The sequence below is a fragment of the Streptomyces sp. NPDC059355 genome (assembly GCF_042752335.1).
GTDB lineage: Bacteria > Actinomycetota > Actinomycetes > Streptomycetales > Streptomycetaceae > Streptomyces.
In genome coordinates this window covers 1-22,316 of sequence record NZ_JBHYXN010000065.1, presented here as the reverse complement: position 1 = coordinate 22,316, position 22,316 = coordinate 1, and the positions used below count along the sequence as shown (strand labels likewise).

Sequence of the window (22,316 nt, the reverse complement as noted above, 5' to 3'; positions counted from 1 at the left end):
ACGTCTGAGGAGACTGTGCTGTGACCGGGATCAAGACGACCGGCGAGAAGAAGCTGATGCTCTTCTCCGGCCGCGCCCACCCCGAGCTGGCCGAGGAGGTTGCGCATCAGCTGGGCGTCGCCCTCGTGCCCACCAAGGCTTTCGACTTCGCGAACGGTGAGATCTACGTCCGCTTCCAGGAGTCGGCTCGTGGCGCGGACTGCTTCCTGATCCAGAGCCACACGGCTCCGATCAATAAGTGGATCATGGAGCAGCTGATCATGATCGACGCGCTGAAGCGCGCGTCGGCTCGCTCCATCACCGTGATCATCCCCTCCTACGGGTACGCCCGCCAGGACAAGAAGCACAAGGGCCGCGAGCCGATCTCGGCCCGCCTGGTCGCCGATCTGCTGAAGACCGCGGGTGCGGACCGCATCCTCACGGTCGACCTGCACACGGACCAGATCCAGGGCTTCTTCGACGGCCCGGTGGACCACCTGTCGGCGCTGCCGGTCCTCGCGGACTACGTGGGCGCGAAGGTGGACCGTTCGAAGCTGACGATCGTCTCCCCGGACGCCGGCCGCGTGCGCGTCGCCGACCGCTGGTGCGACCGCCTGGACGCGCCGCTGGCGATCGTGCACAAGCGCCGCGACAAGGACGTCGCGAACCAGGTGACGGTCCACGAGGTCGTCGGTGAGGTCCGCGGCCGCGTCTGCGTCCTGGTCGACGACATGATCGACACGGGCGGCACGATCTGCGCCGCCGCCGACGCGCTCTTCGCGCACGGCGCGGAGGACGTCATCGTGACGGCCACGCACGGCATCCTGTCGGGGCCGGCGGCGGACCGCCTGAAGAACTCGAAGGTCAGCGAGTTCATCTTCACGAACACCCTGCCGGACCCGTCCGACCTGGAGCTCGACAAGATCACGGTCCTGTCGATCGCCCCGATGGTCGCGCGCGCGGTGCGCGAGGTCTTCGAGGACGGCTCGGTCACCAGCCTGTTCGAAGAGCAGCAGTAACCGGTAGCGCAGAGATCCTTTTGGGTGCGGCCTCCGCGCCGGGTAGACTCCTCGAGTTGCTCGGCGAGGGAGGCCGCACCTTTTCGGTGTCGGCGCTCCGTTATCGACGCGCTCTTCGTAGCAGGCCGTTCAGGCCGGGTGACTGTGTCCATTTCCATCACCCCACGAGGAGTGAGCATGTCCGAGGTCAAGCTTTCCGCCGAGCTCCGCACCACCTTCGGCAAGGGCTCTGCCCGCCAGGCCCGTCGCGACGCCATGGTTCCCGGCGTCATCTACGGCCACGGCAACGACCCGAAGCACGTCAACGTCGAGGGCCACGGCCTGGCGCTGGCGCTGCGTACCGCGAACGTCCTGATCTCCCTGGACATCGCGGGCGACGGCACCGAGCTGGTCATCCCGAAGGCCGTGCAGAAGCACCCCCTGAAGCGTTCGATCTCCCACGTCGACTTCCTGATCGTCAAGAAGGGCGAGAAGGTCACCGTCGAGGTCGCCGTCGTCACCGAGGGCGACCTGGCCCCCGGCAACAACATGCTGGAGACCCTCCTCAACACCATCACGGTCGAGGCCGAGGCCACCCACATCCCGACCGAGGTCACCGTCTCCATCGCGGGCCTCGAGGCCGGTGCCTCCATCCACGCCAAGGACCTGGTCCTGCCGGCCGGCACCACGCTGGCCGTCGACGGCGACACCGCCGTCCTGCAGGTCGTCGCCCCGCAGGCCGAGGAGCCGGCCGCCGAGGCCGCCGAGGGCGAAGAGGCCTGAGCCTCGCCCCTCCCCCTCAGCACTTGCTGATCGACCGCCGTCCGGCTCCACTGGGAGCGGGACGGCGGTCGTCCCCGTTTAAGGAGCATGCATGTCGGACGACGCGGCGCCGTGGCTGATCGTCGGCCTCGGTAACCCCGGTGCGGAGTACGCGGGCAACCGCCACAACATCGGGTTCATGGTGGTGGACCTGCTGGCCGAGCGGATGCGCGGGAAGTTCAAGGCGCACAAGGCGCGGGCGCAGGTGGTCGAGGGCCGCATGGGCCCGCCGGGACCGGCGAACCGCCGGGTGGTGCTGGCCAAGCCCATGTCGTTCATGAACCTGTCGGGCGGGCCGGTGACGGCGCTGCGCGACTTCTACAAGGTGCCGCTGGACCGGATCGTGGCGGTCCACGACGAGCTGGACATCGACTATCCGACGCTGCGGCTGAAGCTGGGCGGCGGGGACAACGGGCACAACGGCCTGAAGTCGATGACGAAGTCGATGGGGCCGGAGTACCACCGGGTGCGCTGCGGCATCGGCCGCCCGCCGGGCCGCATGCAGGTCGCGGACTTCGTGCTGAAGGACTTCTCGTCCACGGAGCGCAAGGAGCTCGACTGGTTCGTGGACCGGGCCGCGGATTCCGTGGAGTGCCTGATCGCGGAGGGCCTGGAACGCGCCCAGTCCGCCTACAACTCCTGACGGACACACGACAAGGGGAAGCCCCCGCACCGGCCGGTGCGGGGGCTTCCCCTTGTCCCGGGCCGGTACGGGCCCCGAGAGCGCTCAGCCGGTGTTGCGCAGCCCCGCGGCCACACCGTTGACCGTGAGCAGCAGGGCCCGGGCCAGCAGCGGGTCCGGGTCTTCGCCGCGGGCGGCGGCCTCGCGCTGGCGGGCCAGCAGGGAGACCTGGAGGTAGGAGATCGGGTCCAGGTAGGCGTCACGGACGTCGAAGGTCTGCTGGAGGACCGGGTTGGAGTCCAGGAGCTTCTGGCCGCCGGTGATGCGCAGGACCTCGCGGACGGTGAGCTCGTGTTCGGCCTCGATGCGGGCGAAGACGTGCTTGAGGTCGTCCGGGACGAGGGTGTCGACGTAGTGGCGGGCGATCCGCAGGTCGGTCTTGGCCAGCGTCATCTCGACGTTGGACAGGAAGTTGCGGAAGAAGTGCCAGCGCGCGCCCATCTCGGCGAGGGCGTCGCCCTGACCGGCCTCGCGCAGGGCCTTCAGGCCCGAGCCGACCCCGTACCAGCCGGGGACGATCTGACGGGACTGGGTCCAGCCGAAGACCCACGGGATGGCGCGCAGGCCGTCGAGGCCCGCGCCCGAGTCGGGGCGGCGGGAGGGGCGCGAGCCCAGGTGGAGGTCGGCGAGCTGGTCGACGGGGGTCGCGGCGAAGAAGTACGCCGGCAGGTCCGGGTCCTCGACGAGCTCCCGGTACGCGGTGTGCGCGGCGTCCGAGACGCTGTCCATGGCCGCGTCCCAGCGGGCGAGGTCGTCCTCGGACTGCCGGGGGGCCGTGTGCAGCGCGGAGGCCTGGAGGGTGGCCGCGACGGTCAGCTCCAGGTTCTCGCGGGCCAGCGACGGTACGAGGTACTTGTCGGAGATGACCTCGCCCTGCTCGGTGACCTTGATCTCGCCCTCCAGGGTGCCCCAGGGCTGCGCGAGGATCGCGTCGTGCGAGGGGCCGCCGCCGCGGCCGACGGTACCGCCGCGGCCGTGGAAGAGGCGCAGCCGCACCCCGTAGCGGTGGGCGACGTCGCGCAGCCGGCGCTGGGCGCGGTGGATCTCCCACTGGCTGGTGGTGATGCCGCCGAACTTGGAGGAGTCGGAGTAGCCGAGCATGACCTCCTGGACGTCGCCGCGCAGCGAGACGAGGCGCCGGTAGGAGGGGTCGGCGAGCATCGCGTCGAGGATGACGTCGGCGGCGCGCAGCTCGTCGGTGGTCTCCAGGAGCGGGACGATGCCGATCTTGGCCCAGCCTGCGTGGAGGTCGACGAGGCCGGCCTCGCGGGCGAGGACGGCGGCGGCGAAGACGTCGTCGGCGCCCTGGCACATCGAGATGATGTACGACTCGATGACCTCGGGGCCGAACTTCTCGAAGGCGTCCTTGATGGCGGAGAAGACGCCGAGGGTCTTGTGCCCCGCGGCGTCGAGCGGCGCCGGGGTGGGGGCCAGCGGGCGGCGCGAGCGCAGCTCCTTGGCGAGGAGCTTCTGCCGGTAGTCGCGCGGCATGTCGGCGTAGCGCCAGGACTCCTCGCCGAGCCGGTCGAAGAGCTGGCCCAGCGCGTGGTGGTGGGCGTCGGCGTGTTCACGGACGTCCATGGTCGCGAGCTGGAGGCCGAAGGCGGCCAGCGTGCGGATGGTGCGGTCCATGCGGCCGTCGGCGAAGAGGGCGCCGCGGTGCTCGCGCAGGGAGGTCTGGATGAGGGTGAGGTCCGTGAGGAGCTCGGCGGTGCCGAGGTAGTCGCGGCCTTCCTCGTGGGCGGTGCCCTTGGCGAGGCGCTCGCGGGTGTTGACGAGCTTCTGCCGGATGCAGGTGGCCTTGAGGCGGTACGGCTCCTCCGCGTTCAGCCGCTTGTAGCGCGGGCTGATCTCGGGGAGGCGCTCCAGGTCCGCCTGGAGGGAGGAGAGGAGCTCCTCGGTGGCGCCGGTGTAGCGGATGGAGTTCGACAGCAGTCCGCGCAGAAAGTCGATCAGTTCGAGGGCATCGGTGATGCCGTGCTCGTGCTGGAGGATCAGGACGTCGCGGGTGACCTCGGGCGTGACGTTGGGGTTGCCGTCGCGGTCGCCGCCGATCCAGGTGCCGAAGGTGAGCGGGCGGGTGCCGGCCGGGATCTCGACGCCGACGCGCTGGAGCTCGGCGGCGAGGTCCTCGAGTACGTCGCCCACCGCGCCCGCGTGCAGCTCGTCGAGGTAGTAGATGGCGTTGCGGGCCTCGTCGGCGGGTTCGGGCCGCACCACGCGCAGCTCGTCGGTCTGCCAGACGAGGTCGATGTTCTCGGCGAGGCGCAGGTCGTGGCGGCGGCGTTCGCCGGCGCCGGCGACGGGCTCCTCCAGCAGGGCCGCGATGCGGCGCAGCTTGTTGAGGACGCTGCGGCGGGCCGCCTCGGTGGGGTGCGCCGTGAAGACCGGGCGGACGTTGAGGTTCTTGACCGTCTCGCGCAGGTGCTCGGGGTCGGCGTCCTTGAGCATGTCGGCGGTGCGGGCGAGGAGCCCGCCCTCCGCGGCGCGGTGGGCGCGCAGCTCCTTGCCGCGGTGCACCTGTTCGGTGACGTTGGCGAGGTGGAAGTAGGTGGAGAAGGCCCGTACGAGCTTGGCGGCGGTCTCCAGGTCGGTGTCGCCGAGCAGTGCGGCGGCGGCTTCGCCGTCGGTGCGCGTCAGGGCGCGCACTTGTTCGACGAGGTCGAGGAGTTCTTGGCCTTCCTGACGGACGAGGGTCTCGCCGAGGAGGTCGCCGAGGCGGCGGATGTCCGCCCGCAGCTCCGCGTTGGCGGCGGCGACGGCGGTGGCCGGGGCCTTGGCCGGGGTGGAGGAGGCCTGGTCAGCACTGCTCACAGGTGCGGCTCCTTGCAGTGTTCGAGCGCTACTGGGAGGTGGGCTCCGGGATGCGCGGGGGCGTCTGGACTCCTCCCCGGCTGTCGCTGGGAAGGGGCCAGGGGGGTGTCCCCCACCTGATGCGCAGCTCGGCTGCCCGTGCGGACCGCGCTGTCCGACGACACCAGGATAGGTGTCCGGGCCTCGTGCCTCGCTAAACGTCTCACCAGGCGGCGCGCGGGCTGCCGCGAGCGCCCTTGAGGGCGCCTCGGGCCCGGTCGTGCTCCCCTTGCCCCGGGCCGGGCCTTTGCCATACTTACGTTGCCGTAGGTTACGGATCCGTAGCCAGGGCGGGCGCCCAAGGCGCCCCGCCGATTCCTCACCCCCCAGGGGACCCTTCATGACCACCAGTCCCGAAGTGATCGAGGACGCCTCGGCGGCCTCCGATTCCGCTTCCCCCGTGCCCTCCGCGACGCTCGGAGGTGAGAACAAGCGGTCCGTCGAACAGATCGCCCTGCTGCTGTTCATCGTCGTTCCCTTCCTGGCGCTGCTGGCGGCGATCCCGCTGGTCTGGGGCTGGGGGGTGAGCTGGCTGGATCTCGGCCTGATGGTGTTCATGTACTTCCTCGCCTGTCACGGGATCACCATCGGCTTCCACCGGTACTTCACGCACGGTTCCTTCAAGGCGAAGCGGCCGCTGCGGATCGTTCTGGCCGTGATGGGTTCGATGGCGGTGGAGGGCCCGCTGGTGCGCTGGGTGGCGGACCACCGCAAGCACCACAAGTTCTCCGACCACGACGGCGACCCGCATTCGCCGTGGCGGTTCGGCGAGACCCTCCCGGCCCTGATGAAGGGGCTGTGGTGGGCGCACATCGGGTGGCTCTTCGACGAGGAGCAGACCGACCAGCAGAAGTACGCCCCGGACCTGGTCAAGGACCCGGCGATCCGGCGGATCTCGCGTGACTTCGTCCTGTGGACGATCGTGTCGCTGGCGATCCCGCCGCTGGTCGGCGGTCTGGTGACGATGTCGTGGTGGGGTGCGTTCACGGCGTTCTTCTGGGGTTCCCTGATCCGGGTCGCGCTGCTGCACCACGTGACGTGGTCGATCAACTCGATCTGCCACGCGGTGGGCAAGCGCCCGTTCAAGTCCCGGGACCGCTCCGGCAACGTGTGGTGGCTGGCGGTGCTCTCGTGCGGGGAGTCCTGGCACAACCTGCACCACGCGGACCCGACCTCGGCCCGGCACGGCGTGCTGCGCGGCCAGGTCGACTCCAGTGCCCGGCTGATCCGGTGGTTCGAGCTGGCGGGCTGGGCGACGGACGTGCGCTGGCCGTCCAAGGACCGCATCGACGCCCGGCGCAGGGAAAACGCGTCGAACGCGGCATGATGGGGGACGTGGCGATCGACGGCAGCAGTTCCAGCAGCGACAAGCCCCGGCGCGGCCGCCGGGTCCGGATGACGGGCGCCGAACGGCGCCAGCAACTGCTGGACATCGGCCGCACCCTGTTCGCGGAAAAGGGCTTCGAGGGCACGTCGGTGGAGGAGATCGCGGCGAAGGCCGGGGTCTCCAAGCCGGTGGTGTACGAGCACTTCGGGGGCAAGGAGGGCCTGTACGCGGTCGTCGTGGACCGGGAGATGCGCCAGCTGCTGGACGGGGTGACCGGCGCGCTGACGGCCGGGCACCCGCGGGAGCTGCTGGAGCAGGCGGCGTTCGCGCTGCTCGACTACATCGAGTCGTACACGGACGGCTTCCGCATCCTGGTCCGGGACTCGCCGGTCGCCCAGTCGACGGGTACGTTCGCCTCGCTGATCAGTGACATCGCCACGCAGGTCGAGGACATCCTCGGGCTGGAGTTCAAGGCGCGCGGGTTCGACCCGAAGCTGGCCCCGCTGTACGCGCAGGCGCTGGTCGGGATGGTCGCGCTGACCGGGCAGTGGTGGCTGGACGTGCGCCGGCCGAAGAAGGCGGAGGTCGCGGCGCATCTGGTGAACCTGGCCTGGCACGGGCTGGACGGGCTGGAGTCGAAGCCCCGGCTGGTGGGCCACCGCAAGAGCTGAGCGGTACCGCGACGCGCGACGCGGCGGCGCCCCGTCACCGGATCTCCGGCGACGGGGCGCCGTCGCGTCGCGGCCTCAGCCGAGGGATTCGAGGAACTCGAGCCGGTTGCCCACCGGGTCCTCGGAGTAGAAGCGGCGGTGTCCCGGCAGGTTGTCGTCCCAGACGACCGCGGCTCCGCGCTCCTCCAGTCTCCGCGCGTACGCCTCGATCCCCGTCACCCGCAGCCCCGGGTGCGCCTTGCGGGCGGGCCGGAAGTCCTCCTCGACCCCCAGGTGCAGCTGCACCGGGCCGGCGGCGAACCAGCAGCCGCCGCGGGCGGCGAGGACGGGCGGCTTGGGCACCTCGGTCATGCCGAGGACGTGCGTGTAGTAGGCGCGGAGCCGGTCCTCCGAGCCGGGCGGCGCGGCGAGCTGGACGTGGTCGACTGCGTTCAGCACGGTCAGAGCTCCTTGCGGGCGACGGCGAAGACGCGGCGGAACGGGAAGACGGTGCCGCACGGCCCGGGCGGGTAGGCCTCGCGCAGCAGGTCGCGGTATTCGGCGAGGAAGGCCTCCACGGCCCCCCGGTCGTCCCCGAGTGCGGTCAGGACGGGCCGCAGGGCGGTCCCCTTGACCCAGTCGAGCACCGGGTCGGTGCCCGTGAGCAGCTGGTGGTACGTGGTGTCCCAGATGTCGACGGCGCAGCCCAGCTCGATGAGCCGGGCCAGGTACTCGGCGGGTTCGAGGATGTGTGTGTAGCGGGCGCCGTGGCCGGCGAGGCGGCTGCGCCAGCGCGGGGTCTCGCAGAGCCGGGCGAGCAGGGCGTGGCTGGGGGCGGTGAAGTTGGCGGGTATCTGGAAGGCGAAGGTGCCGCCGGGGCGCAGTCCGTTGATCCAGGCGGCGAAGGAGCCGGGGTGGCTCGGGACCCACTGGAGGGCCGCGTTGGAGACGATCAGGTCGTACGGCTCCTCGGGGAGCCAGCTCGCGAGGTCGCCGTGGCGGAAGTCGAGGCGGCCGCCCCGGGAGGTCCTGCCCGCGTACTCGTCGGTGGCGCCGCGGAGCATCTCCGGGGAGAGGTCGAAGCCGGTGATGTGGGCTTCGGGCCAGCGCTCGGCGAGGAGCGCGGTGACGTTGCCGGGGCCGCAGCCGAGGTCGGCGATACGGGCGGGACGGGTGGGGAGTTCGGGTATCCGGCTCAGGAGGTCGAGGAAGGGCCGGGTCCGGTGTCCGGCGTGTCGGAGGTATTGCCGGGGGTCCCAGGTGGGCGCGGCGTGGGCGGTGGGCACTGCGGGGGTCCTTGCCGACGCGGTATCGGAATGCATGTTCGAGCCTCCCTGCTGGCGGGGCGGGCGGAAGCGGAAGCGGTTCCGGCCCCCTCCATGCCCATCGTCGCCCAGAATATATCTTGACGTCAAGACTCATGAGATCGAGATATCCATTCCCGAGATCCTCGATTTGAAGAGACTTCACGTCGACAGACCCCTTACACTGATCGGCATGGAGGACGAGGTCGACCGATTGGTCGCGGCATGGCGGCGGGAACGCCCTGACCTCGACGTGGAACCGCTCGAAGTGCTGAGCCGCGTCAGCAGGCTCGCCCGTCACCTCGACCGAGCCCGCAGGCTGGCCTTCTCCGAGCACGGCCTGGAGCCCTGGGAGTTCGACGTCCTGACGTCGCTGCGCCGCGCCGGCGCCCCCTACCAGCTCTCGCCCGGCCAGCTGCTGACGCAGACCCTGGTCACCTCGGGCACCATGACCAACCGCATCGACCGGCTCGCCAAGAAGGGCCTCGTCGAGCGGCTGCCCGACCCCAACGACCGCCGCGGGGTACTGGTCCGGCTCACCCCGGAGGGGCGTGACCGCGCCGACCAGGCCCTGGCCGGCCTGCTGGCCCAGGAGAGGGCGATCCTCGCCCAGCTCTCCCAGGCCCAGCGCGGCGATCTCGCGGCGCTGCTACGCCAGTTGACCGCTCCGTTCGACAACATCCCCGGCTAGGTCGGCCGGCCGCACCCCGGCCCGCCGGGCCAGCGCCACCGCCGCGAGCGTGGAGTGCACGCCGAGCTTGCCCAGCACGTTCTGCATGTGCGTGCGGACGGTGTGCGGGGACAGGAACAGCCGCGCCGCCACGTCCTTGCGGCCCAGCCCGGCCACCATGCAGCGCAGCACCTCGTGCTCGCGCGGCGTGAGGGACTCGACGAGCCGCTCGCTGTCCGTACGGTGCTTGCGCGCGGCGGTCAGTTCGCGCAGAACTCCGGTGAGCAGCGCGGGCGGCAGGTGGGTCTCCTCGCGCAGGACTCCGCGGATGACGGCCAGCAGCCGCGAGAGCGAGCAGTCCTTCGCCACCCAGCCCGAAGCCCCCGCCTGGAGGGCGTGCGCGGCCCGGCGCGGATCGTCCCGCCCGGCCAGCACGACGGTGCGGACCCCGGGGTGCGACACCCTCACCCCGGCGACCAGCGCGATCCCGTCCGCGCCCGGCGGCGCGCCGGAGCCCGATTCGCGCTGGGCGGGCACGGCCCCGGCGGCGGCGCCGAGATCGGCGTCGACGAGCAGGACGTCGAAGCGGCGGCCCTCGGCCACCGCACGTTCGAGGCAGCGCAGCGCGGCGGGACCGCTGCCGGCCGCGGACACGTCCACGTCGGGCTCGGCCGCGAGCGCGGCTGCGAGCGATTCGGCGAAGATGCGGTGATCGTCGACCACGAGAACCCGGATGCGAACCACAAAACCCCCAAGGGTCGGGGAACGGACGACTGCGGGTACGGCGCCCGGACCGGGTGATCCGCAGCTGCCGCGGCCGCCGCCGAGACATCTCTGCACTACCCCGGACCGGACGCCGTACCCGGCGTGTCTCGACCCCTGAATCAACACCGGCCCCCACCGGCGTCACGCATCAGCGTAGAACGGGTGGCGGCTCGCGGTTGGCCGAATAGCAGAAGTTTTCCGAGCGATTTTCCGGCTGGGCAGGCGTGAACCGGGTTCGCGATGGCCTGAATTCGACCATATGGACGGTCCGGAAGAGGGTTTCCGGCACGCCTGTGCCGCAGGCAGTTGCACGGGGGGCATTTCACCCGGCGTGTGCACGCCGGGCGCCCGCGCACCGCGCCCTCTCACGGCGCCCCCCACCCGTCCGCGCTCCCCGCGCACGCCGCGGCACGTACGGCCCCGTACGCACCGCGCCCCCCGCACGGTCGGGTGCGGGGGGCGCGGGTGAGGGCGGGGCAGCGGGTCAGGAACGGTGCTTGCGGGTGAAGTTCCAGGCGTCCGTGATGATGCCGGTGAGGTCCGAACGGGCCGGGGTCCAGCCGAGCCGCTCGTGGGCGGCGCGCGCGGAGGCGACGAGCACCGCCGGGTCGCCGGCCCGGCGCGGGGCGACGACCTCGGGGATCTCCGCGCCGGTGACCTTGCGGACCGTCTCGACGACCTCGCGGACCGAGAAGCCGTTGCCGTTGCCGAGGTTGCAGATCAGGTGCTCGCCCGCAGTGGCCGCCTGAAGGGCGGCCAGGTGGGCCTCCGCCAGGTCGGCCACGTGGATGTAGTCGCGCACGCAGGTGCCGTCCGGGGTCGGGTAGTCCTCGCCGAACACCGAGATCGACTCCCGCTCGCCCAGGGCGACCTGGAGCACCAGCGGGATCAGGTGGGTCTCGGGGTCGTGCCGCTCACCGAACTCCCCGTACGCGCCGGCCACGTTGAAGTAGCGCAGCGAGACCGCCGCGACCCCGTGCGCCGCGCACTCGCCGGCGATCATGTGGTCGACGGCCAGCTTCGAGGCGCCGTACGGGTTGGTGGGCTTGGTGACCGAGTCCTCGGTGAGCAGGCCCTCGGTGGGCTCGCCGTAGGTGGCGGCGGTGGAGGAGAACACCAGCTTGCGCACCCCGTGCGTGCGCATCGCGGCCAGCAGGGCGAGCGTGCCGCCGACGTTGTTCTCCCAGTACTTGCCGGGGTTGGCGACGGACTCGCCGACCTGCGAGGAGGCCGCGAAGTGCAGCACCGCGTCGTAGGACGGGTCCAGGTACCGCTCGGCGTCCTGGATCCGGCCCTCGATGAAGGCGGCGCCCGCCGGGACGCCCTCGCGGAACCCGGTGGAGAGGTCGTCGAGGACGGTGACCTCGTGCCCGGCCTCCAGGAGGTGCGCCGCGACGACGCTGCCGACGTATCCTGCGCCGCCGGTGACCATGTATTTGAACGTCGCCGTCTTGCTCACTCGTCTACTGCCTCTCGCGGGGGGATGCACGCGGGCGCGTGCACATGCCGGTCACTGGCTTACCGGATTACGGGCCCGCGGGGAAATCGGCGGCCACCGCCGGCAGCCCCGGCAGCCCCGCCCGGTCCAGCAGGCCGGTACGGGCGGCCAGCGCGGCCGCCTCCAGCCGGGAGCCGACGCCCAGCTTCATCAGCACCCGCTGCACGTGCGTACGGGCGGTGCTCGGTGCGATCTCCATGCCCGCCGCGATGAGCCGGGTGTCCTCGCCCTCGGCGACCCGGACCAGCACCTCCACCTCGCGCGGAGTGAGCAGCCGCAGCAGCCGGCTGCCCTCGTCGTCGGGCTGGGCGGCGGGGTTGAGGAGTTCCGCGAAGGCCCCCTGGAGCAGCTGCGGGGAGATCGCCACCTCCCCCGCCCGGGCCTTGGCCAGTGCCCGCTCCACCCCTTCGATCCGCTCGTCGTGGCGTACGTACCCGCAGGCGCCGGCGGCGAAGGCGGCCGCGATCCCGCGCGGGCTCGGCACCGGGCCGAGGACGACCACGGCGATCTGCGGCCGTTCCCGCTTGATGCGGACGACCGGTTCGAAGACCCCCGGCTCGGCGGGCGTCGCGGTGCCCAGCAGGCAGACCTCCGGCGCCCGGCTGATGACCAGCTCGGCGGCGCCCGCGGCCGGGGCGGCCGCGGCCAGCACCCGGTGCCCGCGCAGCTTGAGGGCCGAGGCCAGCGCCTCGGCCAGCAGCCGGTGCTCGTCGAGCACCATGACCCGTACGCCCATCGCGCACCCACCCCCGACCCTTCTGACCCGGCAAGCTACACGCTTGTTCGACGGTGCGCGGCGGTTACCGCGCAGAAGCCCCCGGAAGGCGGACCTTCCGGGGGCTTCTGCCCGCTGCGGTGAACGGCCGGGATCGGCCGGGGATCAGCTGGCGCCGAAAGAGACGAACAGGTACTCGGGGTCGCCCTTGTCGGAGTACGGCTTCCTGGCCGTCGTCCGGGAGATGAAGAGCTTGCCGTTGTGGTAGCGGTACTCGGAGTAATCCGGCGAGAAACCGGTCTCGGCGGTGCGGCTCGCCTTCTCCGCCGGGTTCTCCATGAGGACGGTCTCCTTCATCGTCGTACCGTCGATGCTGACGATCTGCCCGCCCTTGTCGTACGGGGGCTCCTTGTACGCGATGATGTTCGGCCCGTCCATGCGGAGCGGGAACATGGTGTACCGCTCGCCCGCGTCGGCGCGGTCGGTGGTCTGCTTGCCGGTCTCCAGGTCGAAGGAGACCAGCTCGTTGGTGCGGCCGACCTCCGCCTTGCCCTGGTGCTCGATCGAGGGCAGGTAGACCTTGCCGTTGCCGACCACGAAGCCGACGCACTTCTCGACCTCGGTGCCGCCGCACTTGCCGCCGAAGTTGCCGGAGGCGAGCGAGATGCGCGCCTTCAGCTCGCCCTTGGGGTCGACGACGAAGAGGTCGCTGACCCCGGTGGCGTTCTTGGCGGTCTTGCCCACGTCGGCGGCGACGATCAGGGGCTTGGTGGAGACGATGGACGCCCACTCGATGCCCGGGGAGAGCTTGTACGAGGAGGTCTGGGCGCCGGTGGCCGGATCCAGGGTCTGCGCGTACAGCGTCTGGGTGTCGCCGCGGCCGCACTTGCGGATCACGCCGAGGGCCTCGCCGCCGGCGTAGCCGCTGTCGTAGCAGCCCTCGCCGTCGACCTTGGGCGTCCACAGGGACTTGCCGTCGGCGAGGTTCCAGGCGGCGCCGCCGCTGGTGCCGCCCGCGGCGACGGTCTGGCCGCTCAGCGTGACCTCGTAGTAGGAGGCGGGCCTGTCACCGGTGGTGGCGCCCTTGGCGTTGCCGGACCAGACGAGCTTGCCGGCGTTCAGGTCGATGACGCCGACCTCGGTGCACGCCGGGTACTTGTTGTCGGGCGTGGGCTTGGTGGGCCGGAAGAGGACCGCCGTCTTGTTGTCGCTGATGTGCTTGGTGGCGCCGCAGAGCTCGCCCGGGAACGGGATCTCCCACTTCTTGCCGCCGTCGACGGTGTTGTAGCCGACGACCTTCGCCACGTCCGACTTGATGTAGGTCGAGTCGGTGAGCCAGGAGCCCGCGACCGTGACGACCTCTTCCGGGGTCGGGCTCGGCTGGTTGAACAGCGGCTTCGACTTGGTGTTGGCGGGCGCCTTCTCCGCACCGGGGGTGCCGGAGCCGGGCTTGTCGCCGCCGGTGGTGCCGTCCGCGGTGGGCTGCTTGTCGCTGCCGCCGTCGTCGCCGGAGACGTACCAGAAGCCGCCCGCGACGATCAGGACGATGGCCACCAGGGCCGCGCCGACGATCATCAGCTGGTTGCGCACGTCGTTGCCGCCGCCCGCGCCGGCCGGGGCCGGGGACTGGGTCGCGTACATGGGGGCCGTGGGCGCCCCGTAGGACGGCTGGGCGCCGGCTCCGGCGGGGGGCTGCTGCTGCGGGTAGCCGTAGCCCTGCTGGGGATAGCCGTACGCCGGCTGCCCCTGCGGGGGGACGCCCGGCGCGGCGGGCGCGGTCGGCGCACCCTGCGGTACGGGTGGCTGCTGCGGCGCCGTCGGCGGCACCGGCGGCTGCTGCGGGGCGGCCGCCGGCACGGGCGGCACCGGCGGCGACGCGCCGAAGCCCCCGGGCGGGGGTTCCTGCGGCGCTCCGAAGCCGCCGGCGGGCGGCTGGTTGGGGGGCGGCGGGGTACTCATCGCTTGCTACTGCCTCTCGGTGGGCGGCTCGGGGACTTGCTGCTCGTCACTTGCCGAAGACCATCAGGAGCTTCTCGGCGGCGCCCCTGGCGAGAAGGCGGGACTGGGAGATGAAGAGGCGGCCGTCCGCGTAGTCGACGATCGGGGTGAAGAAGCTGCTCTCGATCGGGGCGGACGTTCCCGACGGGTTGCGCAGCAGCACGGTGGGCGTGCCGCCGGCGGCCGGGACCGAGACGACCTCGCCGCCCTGTTCGGAGGTGGCCTTGCGGTAGGCGATCAGCTGCCCGTTCGCGGCGCTCAGCGGGGTGATGGTGCGGCCGTCCCCGGCGGGGGTGCGCCACTTGGCCTTTCCGCTGTCCAGGTCGAAGGCGACGATCTCGTTGGCCTTGCCGGACTCGGCGACGGTCGGCATGTAGAGGGTGTTGCCGTCCACGGCGGTGGTGGAGCACACCTCGACGGAGCGGAAGAGGCCGTTGGTGCACTCCGTGGCGAAGTTGCCCTCGCCGCTGACGGTGGCGCGCTGCTTCCCGTCGGGTCCGAGGACCACGATGGCACGTTCCTTCTTGTCCTGGTTGCCGATGTCGAGGACGAGGGGGTCGAGCGAGTAGACGGCGCCGACCTTGTACTTGGCCGGCAGCTTGAAGGTCCAGGTCTTCTTGCCGGTGACCGGGTCGGCATCGGAGACCTCGCTGGAGAGGTCGTCGTCGTAGCAGGTCGCGATGGCGATCATCTTGTTCTTGGCCGCCACGTACGAGTCGGGCTTGCAGCCCTCGACGCCGGCGCTGCCGAAGAGTTTGTCGCCGGTGCTCACCTTGAAGGCGCTGGCGGTGCCGCTGCGGCTGACGGCGACGGTGTCGCCGGTGATGCCCAGGCTGGGGCTGGTCATGATGTCGAAGAGCCCCTCCTTGGGGACCTCCTTCGTCCAGCCTTCCTTGCCGGCCTTGAGGTCGACCTGCTTCATCTGGTTGCAGGTGGCGGAGTCGCCGTCGCCGTCCTTGACCATCACGACGGTCTTGGACTCGGCGGTGGTCTGCTTGGTGACGGAGCAGACGGGAGTGGGGAACGCGAGCGTCCACTTCTCCTTGCCGTCGGTCACCCCGTACGCGGTGAGGTTCTTCCAGACGCTCTTGACGACGGTGTCGCCGACGATCCACTGGCCGGTGGAGTCCACGCCCAGGCCGGGGCCGTCGACCTTGGCCGTCTTGAGCCAGAGGGCCTTGTCCTCGCCCTGCTTGCGGCCGGCGTTGAGGTCCTCGGACTCCTTGCCGCCGTTGCCGCTGCCGTCGCCCTTGTCCACCTCGGCGGAGGGCTTGTCGTCGGCGGGGGCGGAACTCTGCGCGACGGGCTTCTTCGGATCCTCGTCCCCGCCGGCGAAGAGGGCGAAGTAGCCGCCGGTACCGAGGACGAGCACGCCGGCGACGGCCGCGGCGACGACGACCGCCGTCTTGTTCTTCGGCTGTGGTGCGCCCCCGGCCGGGTGCATGCCGACGGTGGGCATGCCGGGGGGCGGCGGGAAGTGCCCCTGCTGGGGCATCGGCTGCTGGGGCATCGGCTGCATGGGCTGCGTCGGCGGCTGCTGCGCGTACGGGTTCTCACCCTGCTGCGGGTATCCGTACCCGGGCTGCGGCGGGCCGGGCAGGTGACCGTAACCGGAAGGTGTGGGCGGCTGGTTCGGCGGCTGGGGCGGCTCGGTCATCAGCGCGTACCTTCGGCGTCGGGTGGCGTAGGGGGATGACCTTTCTATCACTGACAGCGTTCTTACATCGGACCGGTCCAGCCCCTGTTCCCAAGGGAGGACCGGCCCGTGACAGCGCCGTTATCAGGTCAGTTGAAGCCTTCGCCCGGCCCGGCCCAAGACACGGCCTAGGCGTCCTCGGCCAGCTCCAGCCAGCGCATCTCCAATTCGTCCCGGTCCGAGATGAGTTCGCGCAGCTCGGCGTCGAGCTTGGCGACCTTGTCGAAATCGGTGGCGTTCTCGGCGATCTGCGCGTGCAGGTTCGTCTCGCGGTCGGCCATCTTGTTGAGCTGGCGCTCGATCTTCTGGAGCTCCTTCTTCGCGGCGCGCGCGTCGCCGGAGGCGCTCGACTTGGCGGCGGCCGGAGCGGGCGCCGGGGCGGCCGCCTCGATCATCTTCTGCCGGCGCTCCAGGTACTCGTCCAGGCCGCGCGGCAGCATCCGCAGGCTCGCGTCGCCCAGCAGCGCCATCACCGTGTCGGTGGTGCGCTCGATGAAGAACCGGTCGTGGGAGATCACGATCATCGAGCCCGGCCAGCCGTCGAGGAGGTCCTCCAGCTGGGTCAGGGTCTCGATGTCGAGGTCGTTGGTGGGCTCGTCGAGGAAGAGCACGTTGGGCTCGTCCATCAGCAGCCGCAGGATCTGCAGCCGGCGCCGCTCACCACCGGAGAGGTCGCCGACGGGCGTCCACTGCTTCTCCTTGGTGAAGCCGAACTGCTCGCACAGCTGACCGGCCGTCATCTCGCGGCCCTTGCCGAGGTCCACGCGGTCGCGCACGCGCTGCACGGCCTCCAGGACCCGCAGGGACGGGTCGAGTTCGCCGACCTCCTGCGAGAGGTACGCCAGCTTGACGGTCCTGCCGACGGTGACGGACCCGGCGGCCGGCTGGACGTCGCCCTGCGTACGGGCCGCCTCCGCGAGCGCGCGCAGCAGCGAGGTCTTGCCGGCGCCGTTGACGCCGACGAGGCCGACGCGGTCGCCGGGGCCGAGGTGCCAGGTGAGGTGCTTGAGCAGGGTCTTCGGCCCGGCCTGCACGGTGACGTTCTCCAGGTCGAACACGGTCTTGCCGAGGCGGGCGTTGGCGAAGCGCATCAGCTCGGACTTGTCGCGCGGCTCCGGCACGTCGGCGATGAGCTCGTTGGCGGCCTCGATGCGGTAGCGCGGCTTGGAGGTCCGGGCGGGGGCGCCGCGGCGCAGCCAGGCGAGCTCCTTGCGCATCAGGTTCTGCCGCTTGGTCTCCTCGGTGGCGGCGATCCGTTCGCGCTCGGCGCGGGCGAAGACGTAATCGCTGTAGCCGCCCTCGTACTCGTACACGGTGCCGCGCTGGACGTCCCACATGCGGGTGCAGACCTGGTCGAGGAACCAGCGGTCGTGGGTGACGCAGACGAGCGCGGAGCGGCGCTCCTGGAGGTGCTTGGCCAGCCAGGAGATGCCCTCGACGTCGAGGTGGTTGGTGGGCTCGTCGAGGACGAGGAGGTCCTGGTCGGCGATGAGCAGCTGGGCGAGGGCGATGCGGCGGCGCTCACCGCCGGAGAGCGGCCCGATGACGGTGTCGAGGCCCTGGCCGAAGCCGGGGAGGTCGAGGCCGCCGAAGAGCCCGGTGAGCACGTCGCGGATCTTGGCGTTGCCGGCCCACTCGTGGTCGGCCATGTCCCGGATGATCTCGTGGCGGATGGTGGCCGCGGGGTCGAGGGAGTCGTGCTGGGTGAGGACGCCCATGCGCAGGCCGCCGCTCTGGGTGACCCGGCCGCTGTCGGGTTCCTCCAGCTTCGCGAGCATGCGGATGAGGGTGGTCTTGCCGTCGCCGTTGCGGCCCACGACACCGATCCGGTCTCCCTCGGACACGCCGAGGGAGATGCCGTCGAGCAGGGCACGGGTTCCGTACACCTTGCCGACTGCCTCGACATTGACCAGATTGACGGCCATCAGACGCGCTCCAGGGAAGGGTGTGGATCAGCCCCTCAGCCTAACCCTCCGAACCGACGCCGGGCGCTCCACCAGGAGCCAGCCTCCCAGAGCCATGCCGATGGCGGCGGGCGCGGTGACCGGCAGGGCGATCAGGGTGGCGCTGTGGCCCTCCAGCAGGCCGCCGAGCCCGGTCATGGACAGTCCGAGGATGCCGAGCAGGCACAGGGTGATGCCGAGGGCGGCGCGCGGCCCGGATCCGGGCTCGGCGCCGCCGCGGCCGGGGGCCTCGAAGCGGCGGAAGAGGGCGACGAGTACGCCGGTCAGCGCGGCGGCGGCGAGCAGCCGGACGGGGACCTGGGCCCACCACGCGGCGGTGGCGGGGTCGGGCAGGCGCATACCGAGGCCGAGCTGGGCGGCGTACACGGCGAGCATGGCGGTGAGGTGCCAGAGGAAGGCGGTCATGGCGATCCCGTTGGCGGCGACGACGCAGCGCCAGACGCGGGGCCGGGCGAGCAGCGCGGCGGCGGGCGCCTTGAGCAGCTCCACGGCTCCGACGAGCCACGCCCCGTGCGCCAGGAGCGCCAGCGTGGGCGGGGCCATGTTGGACACCTTCTCGCCCGGCATCCCGACCATGGACAGCGGGTAGGGCCCGTACGCGACGAGCAGCACGGCGCCGAGCAGCCCGGCGGCGGCGAGCAGTCCGGGGCGGGTGATCCGCCCGTCGGCGCGCAGGAAGCCGAGCTGGTGGACGGCGAGCCAGACGAAGCCGAAGTTCAGGAACTCGGCGTACGGGACACCGAGCGCGAAGCGCAGTACGTCGACGGCGGCCGCGGCCCCGGCCAGCGCGGCGAAGGCCCCCCATCCCCACCGCCGGTGGAGCTTCAGCAGCGCCGGGGTGAAGGCGACCATGGCGAGGTAGATCCCGATGAACCACAGCGGCTGGGTGACCAGCCGCAGGGCGGCCCCGGTCAGCTTCCCCTCCCCCGCGCCGGCGAGCTGTACGGCGAGCGCCCCGGCGGTCCAGACGAGGACGAAGACGAGGGTGGGCCGCAGCAGCCGCCGGAGCCGGGCCCGCAGGAAGGCCGCGTAGACGGGCCGCCCGTCGGCGCGCCCGGCCAGGGAGCGGTACGACAGGGCGTGCGAGAACCCGCCGACGAAGAAGAACACCGGCATGATCTGCAGGACCCAGGTGAGCACTTGGAGCGCGGGGACGAGGGCGAGCAGGTTCCCTATGCCGTCACCGCTGACGGCTGCCATCAGCCAGTGCCCGAGCAGCACGGTCCCGAGCGAGGCGACCCGCAACAGGTCGACGTACCGGTCCCGGCTCGCGGGCGTGGCCTCGGCGAGGTCCTTGATGCTGTGCGCGGCGTATCCCATGGGTGCACGTTCCCGCCCGGGACCCGGGCGGGAACAGAGCGCGGATACTCACTTCGCCCTGGGTACCCGGAGCCTCAGGACGGGAGGACCGTCGCTCCCGGGGCCGGGCTGGTGGCCGTGCGGGTGGTGCGGCAGGTGCCGGAGGCTTCGAGGGCCGCGGCCACCTTGAGGGCGGATTCCGGGTCGCGGACCAGGAACGCCGTCGTCGGACCGGAGCCGGAGACCAGCGCGGCCAGGGCCCCGGCGGAGGTGCCCGCCTCCAGCGTCGCGGCCAGCTGCGGGCGCAGCGACAGCGCCGCCGGCTGGAGGTCGTTGGCCAGGGTCGCGGCGAGGGCGTCCGCCTCGCCCGAGGCGAGGGCGGCGAGCAGCGCCGGCGAGGCCTCCGGGACCGGGACGCTCCGGTCTTCGGCCAGCCGGTCGAACTCGCGGAACACCGCCGGCGTCGACAGCCCGCCGTCGGCGACCGCGAACACCCAGTGGAAGGTTCCCGCCTCGACCGGGGTCAGGAGCTCCCCGCGCCCGGTGCCCAGCGCCGCTCCGCCGACCAGGCTGAACGGCACGTCGCTGCCGAGTTCCGCGCACATCTTCAGGAGCTCGGCGCGGGGCGTGCCCAGGCCCCACAGGGCGTCGCAGGCCAGCAGGGCGCCGGCGCCGTCGGCGCTGCCGCCCGCCATGCCCCCGGCCACCGGGATGTTCTTCGCGATGTGCAGGTGGACCGCGTCGGACAGGCCGTGGCGGGCCGCGAGGATCTCCGCCGCCCGCGCCGCCAGGTTCGTACGGTCCAGCGGGACCTGGTCCGCGTCCGGGCCGGCGCAGGTGACCGTCAGGGTCTCGGCCGGGGTGACCGTCACCTCGTCGTACAGGGACACCGCGAGGAAGACGTTCGCCAGGTCGTGGAAGCCGTCGGCCCGGGCCGCGCCCACCGCCAGCTGGACGTTGACCTTCGCCGGGACCCGTACGGTCACGCTCTTCTTCGTGCTCACAGCGCGGGCCTCTCCGCCGCGGGCTTGTGCTCGGCGATCGCCGCGAACTGCTCCACCGTCAGGGACTCCCCGCGCGCCTGCGGGGACACCCCGGCGGCGACCAGCGCCTGCTCGGCGCCCGCCGCCGAGCCGGCCCAGCCGGCCAGCGCGGCCCGCAGGGTCTTGCGGCGCTGTGCGAAGGCCGCGTCCACGACGGCGAAGACCTCCGCCTTCGTGGCGGTCGTCTTGATCGGCTCGGCCCGCCGCACCAGCGAGACCAGGCCCGAGTCCACGTTCGGCGCGGGCCAGAACACCTTGCGGCCGATGGACCCGGCGCGCTTGACGTGCGCGTACCAGTTCGCCTTGACGGACGGCACCCCGTAGACCTTGTTGCCCGGCTCGGCGGCCAGCCGGTCGGCGACCTCCGCCTGCACCATCACCAGTGTGCGCTCGATGGTCGGGAACCGGTCCAGCATGGTCAGGAGCACCGGCACGGCCACGTTGTACGGCAGGTTCGCGACGAGCGCGGTCGGCGCCGGCCCGGGCAGCTCCTTCACCAGCATCGCGTCGGAGTGCACCAGCGCGAAGCGGTCCATGCGCTCCGGCATCCGCGCCTCGATGGTGGAGGGCAGCGCCGCGGCCAGGATGTCGTCGATCTCGACGGCGGTGACCCGGTCGGCGGCCTCCAGCAGCGCGAGCGTCAGCGACCCCAGCCCCGGCCCGACCTCGACGACGACGTCGTCGGGCCGCACCTCGGCGGTGCGCACGATGCGGCGCACCGTGTTGGCGTCGATGACGAAGTTCTGGCCCTTCTGCTTCGTCGGCCGTACGCCGAGTACGGCGGCCAGCTCACGGATGTCCGCCGGTCCGAGAAGGGCGTCGGAGGTGGTGCTGGTGGTGGTGCTGGTGGTGGTGCTCTCGGGCTGCTGCTCTGCGGTGCTCACCGGTAAAGCCTACGGCCGCAGTGGGGCCACGGGGTCGCGCCCCGTTGTACGTAGAGCTTCTTCGCCCGGTACGTCTGCTCCTGGCCCGGGGCGTCCTGGGGGCGGCCGGAGCCGCCGAGGCTCTGCCAGGTGCGGACGTCGAACTGGTAGAGGCCGCCGTACGTGCCCGAGGCGTCGGTGGCGGAGGGGCGGCCGCCGGACTCGCACTGGGCCAGCGCCCCCCAGTCGAGGCCGTCGGCCCCGGCGACGGAGGCCGGCAGCGGCCTCGTGCCGACCTTGACGAGCTGGGTGACCGGCTCGCGGACGGTCTCCTCGGCGACCATGCGGGGCTTCTGGCGGACCCCGTTGACCGTGCGCAGGACGTACGTGACCCTGCGCGCTCCGGGCCGGCCCGCCCGCTCGACGACCTCGGTGCCGGCGAACAGGCCGTCGTCCTCGGTCCTCTCGGTCTCGTACGGGATGTGCTCCTCGCGCACCTCGCGGGTGCCGGTGATGCGCAGCACGGTGACGGTCTGGCCGTCGCGCGGGAAGGAGGCGGGCGGGACGGAGGTGGTGTCCTGGCCCTGGAGCGTGATCCCGGCCTGGCCGAGGGCCTCCCGGACGGTGGCGGCGTTGGTGCGGATGGTGCTCTCGCGGCCGTCCGCCATGAAGGTGACGCTGCGTTCGGTGCGGACGGAGAGGGTGAGGCCGGCCCGGGGCACGGGGGCGGTGCGCGGGGCGGAGAGGTAGGCGCCCTCGACGCGGACGCCGAACTGGCGCAGGGCCCCCTCGACGGTGCCCGCGGTGGTCCACACCTGGCGGCTCTGCCCGTCGAGGATCAGGCGCAGGGGGCGGCCGTGGCGGACGACGATCTCGTCGCCGTCGTCGAGGGCCTCGGTGCGGGCGGGGGCGACGAGGTCGTGCGGGCCGACGCCGAGGCCTTCGGCGGCGAGGAGTTCGTCGACGTCGTCGGCGAAGGTGTGCAGGGTCCGGGGCTCTCCGTCCACGGTGAGCCGTACGGACTTGTCGGCGGCGACGAAGGCCGTGGTGCCGCCGGCCAGGAAGGCGACGACCAGTGCCTGCGGGACGATCCGCCGCCAGCCGGCCTGGCCGGCGCCCGGCCCGGCGGGAGCTCCGCGGCGCCGCCGGCCGGCCGGGGAGGCGGCCGGCGGGAAGCCGGGGCCGGGGTC

General features: G+C 72.0%; 19 protein-coding genes. 6 read left to right on the top strand and 13 right to left on the bottom strand.

The window, feature by feature from the left end; genetic code table 11:
- The first annotated feature begins 20 nt into the window (after positions 1–20).
- The 3 genes from ACFXGI_RS36260 (at position 21) to pth (ending at position 2,442) form a co-directional block, all read left to right on the top strand.
- The gene (locus tag ACFXGI_RS36260; RefSeq protein WP_030156542.1) at positions 21–998 is read left to right on the top strand and encodes a ribose-phosphate diphosphokinase; all 978 of its coding nucleotides are present in this window, start codon (positions 21–23) and stop codon (positions 996–998) included.
- Between the two features lie 177 nt (positions 999–1,175).
- The gene (locus ACFXGI_RS36255) at positions 1,176–1,760 is read left to right on the top strand and encodes a 50S ribosomal protein L25/general stress protein Ctc (protein WP_384716501.1); all 585 of its coding nucleotides are present in this window, start codon (positions 1,176–1,178) and stop codon (positions 1,758–1,760) included.
- Positions 1,761–1,851: 91 nt separating this feature from the next.
- The gene (gene pth / locus ACFXGI_RS36250) at positions 1,852–2,442 is read left to right on the top strand and encodes an aminoacyl-tRNA hydrolase (protein WP_030865821.1); all 591 of its coding nucleotides are present in this window, start codon (positions 1,852–1,854) and stop codon (positions 2,440–2,442) included.
- 84 nt (positions 2,443–2,526) lie between these two features.
- Here the strand turns inward: pth and ppc are convergent, their stop codons facing one another.
- Positions 2,527–5,295 carry a phosphoenolpyruvate carboxylase gene (gene ppc / locus ACFXGI_RS36245; protein ID WP_384716497.1) on the bottom strand — a complete coding sequence of 923 codons (2,769 nt, stop codon included), beginning with the start codon at positions 5,293–5,295 and terminating at the stop codon, positions 2,527–2,529.
- A 379-nt stretch (positions 5,296–5,674) separates the two neighbouring features.
- Here ppc and ACFXGI_RS36240 point away from each other — a divergent pair, with 379 nt between their 5' ends.
- Positions 5,675–6,661 carry an acyl-CoA desaturase gene (locus ACFXGI_RS36240; protein WP_384716494.1) on the top strand — a complete coding sequence of 329 codons (987 nt, stop codon included), beginning with the start codon at positions 5,675–5,677 and terminating at the stop codon, positions 6,659–6,661.
- Positions 6,661–7,332 carry a TetR/AcrR family transcriptional regulator gene (locus ACFXGI_RS36235; RefSeq protein ID WP_030865813.1) on the top strand — a complete coding sequence of 224 codons (672 nt, stop codon included), beginning with the start codon at positions 6,661–6,663 and terminating at the stop codon, positions 7,330–7,332. The genes ACFXGI_RS36240 and ACFXGI_RS36235 overlap by 1 nt, the downstream gene beginning before the upstream one ends.
- Positions 7,333–7,407: 75 nt before the next feature.
- Here the strand turns inward: ACFXGI_RS36235 and ACFXGI_RS36230 are convergent, their stop codons facing one another.
- A complete protein-coding gene (locus ACFXGI_RS36230) occupies positions 7,408–7,770 on the bottom strand; it encodes a VOC family protein (RefSeq protein ID WP_384716491.1) in 363 nt (120 codons plus the stop codon).
- Positions 7,771–7,772: 2 nt separating this feature from the next.
- Positions 7,773–8,633, bottom strand: a complete 861-nt coding sequence (locus ACFXGI_RS36225) for a trans-aconitate 2-methyltransferase (protein WP_384716488.1) — start codon at positions 8,631–8,633, stop codon at positions 7,773–7,775.
- A gap of 175 nt (positions 8,634–8,808) precedes the next feature.
- Between ACFXGI_RS36225 and ACFXGI_RS36220 the strand changes: the two genes are divergently transcribed.
- Positions 8,809–9,306 carry a MarR family winged helix-turn-helix transcriptional regulator gene (locus ACFXGI_RS36220; protein ID WP_030297045.1) on the top strand — a complete coding sequence of 166 codons (498 nt, stop codon included), beginning with the start codon at positions 8,809–8,811 and terminating at the stop codon, positions 9,304–9,306.
- Here ACFXGI_RS36220 and ACFXGI_RS36215 read toward each other — a convergent pair.
- The 10 genes from ACFXGI_RS36215 to ACFXGI_RS36170 form a co-directional block, all read right to left on the bottom strand.
- Positions 9,265–10,029, bottom strand: a complete 765-nt coding sequence (locus tag ACFXGI_RS36215; RefSeq protein ID WP_384716485.1) for a LuxR C-terminal-related transcriptional regulator — start codon at positions 10,027–10,029, stop codon at positions 9,265–9,267. The genes ACFXGI_RS36220 and ACFXGI_RS36215 overlap by 42 nt on opposite strands.
- Before the next feature lie 505 nt (positions 10,030–10,534).
- A complete protein-coding gene (gene galE / locus ACFXGI_RS36210) occupies positions 10,535–11,482 on the bottom strand; it encodes a UDP-glucose 4-epimerase GalE (RefSeq protein ID WP_384716535.1) in 948 nt (315 codons plus the stop codon).
- Positions 11,483–11,576: 94 nt separating this feature from the next.
- Complete coding sequence (locus ACFXGI_RS36205; RefSeq protein WP_384716482.1) at positions 11,577–12,284, bottom strand: response regulator transcription factor; 708 nt, start codon at positions 12,282–12,284, stop codon at positions 11,577–11,579.
- A gap of 144 nt (positions 12,285–12,428) precedes the next feature.
- On the bottom strand, positions 12,429–14,222 hold the full coding sequence (locus ACFXGI_RS36200) for a PQQ-binding-like beta-propeller repeat protein (RefSeq protein ID WP_384716479.1): 1,794 nt from the start codon (positions 14,220–14,222) through the stop codon (positions 12,429–12,431).
- A 46-nt stretch (positions 14,223–14,268) separates the two neighbouring features.
- Complete coding sequence (locus ACFXGI_RS36195) at positions 14,269–15,918, bottom strand: PQQ-binding-like beta-propeller repeat protein (RefSeq protein WP_384716476.1); 1,650 nt, start codon at positions 15,916–15,918, stop codon at positions 14,269–14,271.
- Between the two features lie 167 nt (positions 15,919–16,085).
- The gene (locus ACFXGI_RS36190; RefSeq protein WP_384716473.1) at positions 16,086–17,882 is read right to left on the bottom strand and encodes an ABC-F family ATP-binding cassette domain-containing protein; all 1,797 of its coding nucleotides are present in this window, start codon (positions 17,880–17,882) and stop codon (positions 16,086–16,088) included.
- A 27-nt stretch (positions 17,883–17,909) separates the two neighbouring features.
- Entirely contained in the window at positions 17,910–19,241 is a 1,332-nt protein-coding gene (locus tag ACFXGI_RS36185) for an acyltransferase family protein (protein WP_384716470.1), read from the bottom strand.
- Positions 19,242–19,315: 74 nt separating this feature from the next.
- Positions 19,316–20,224: a 4-(cytidine 5'-diphospho)-2-C-methyl-D-erythritol kinase gene (locus ACFXGI_RS36180; protein ID WP_384716467.1), complete on the bottom strand. Its 909-nt coding sequence runs from the start codon at positions 20,222–20,224 to the stop codon at positions 19,316–19,318.
- Positions 20,221–21,147, bottom strand: coding sequence for a 16S rRNA (adenine(1518)-N(6)/adenine(1519)-N(6))-dimethyltransferase RsmA (rsmA, locus tag ACFXGI_RS36175; protein WP_384716464.1), 927 nt, complete (start codon positions 21,145–21,147; stop codon positions 20,221–20,223). The genes ACFXGI_RS36180 and rsmA overlap by 4 nt, the downstream gene beginning before the upstream one ends.
- Positions 21,144–22,316: ubiquitin-like domain-containing protein (locus ACFXGI_RS36170; RefSeq protein WP_384716461.1), on the bottom strand; the 1,173-nt coding region annotated here is incomplete at its 5' end. The genes ACFXGI_RS36170 and rsmA, both read right to left, overlap by 4 nt.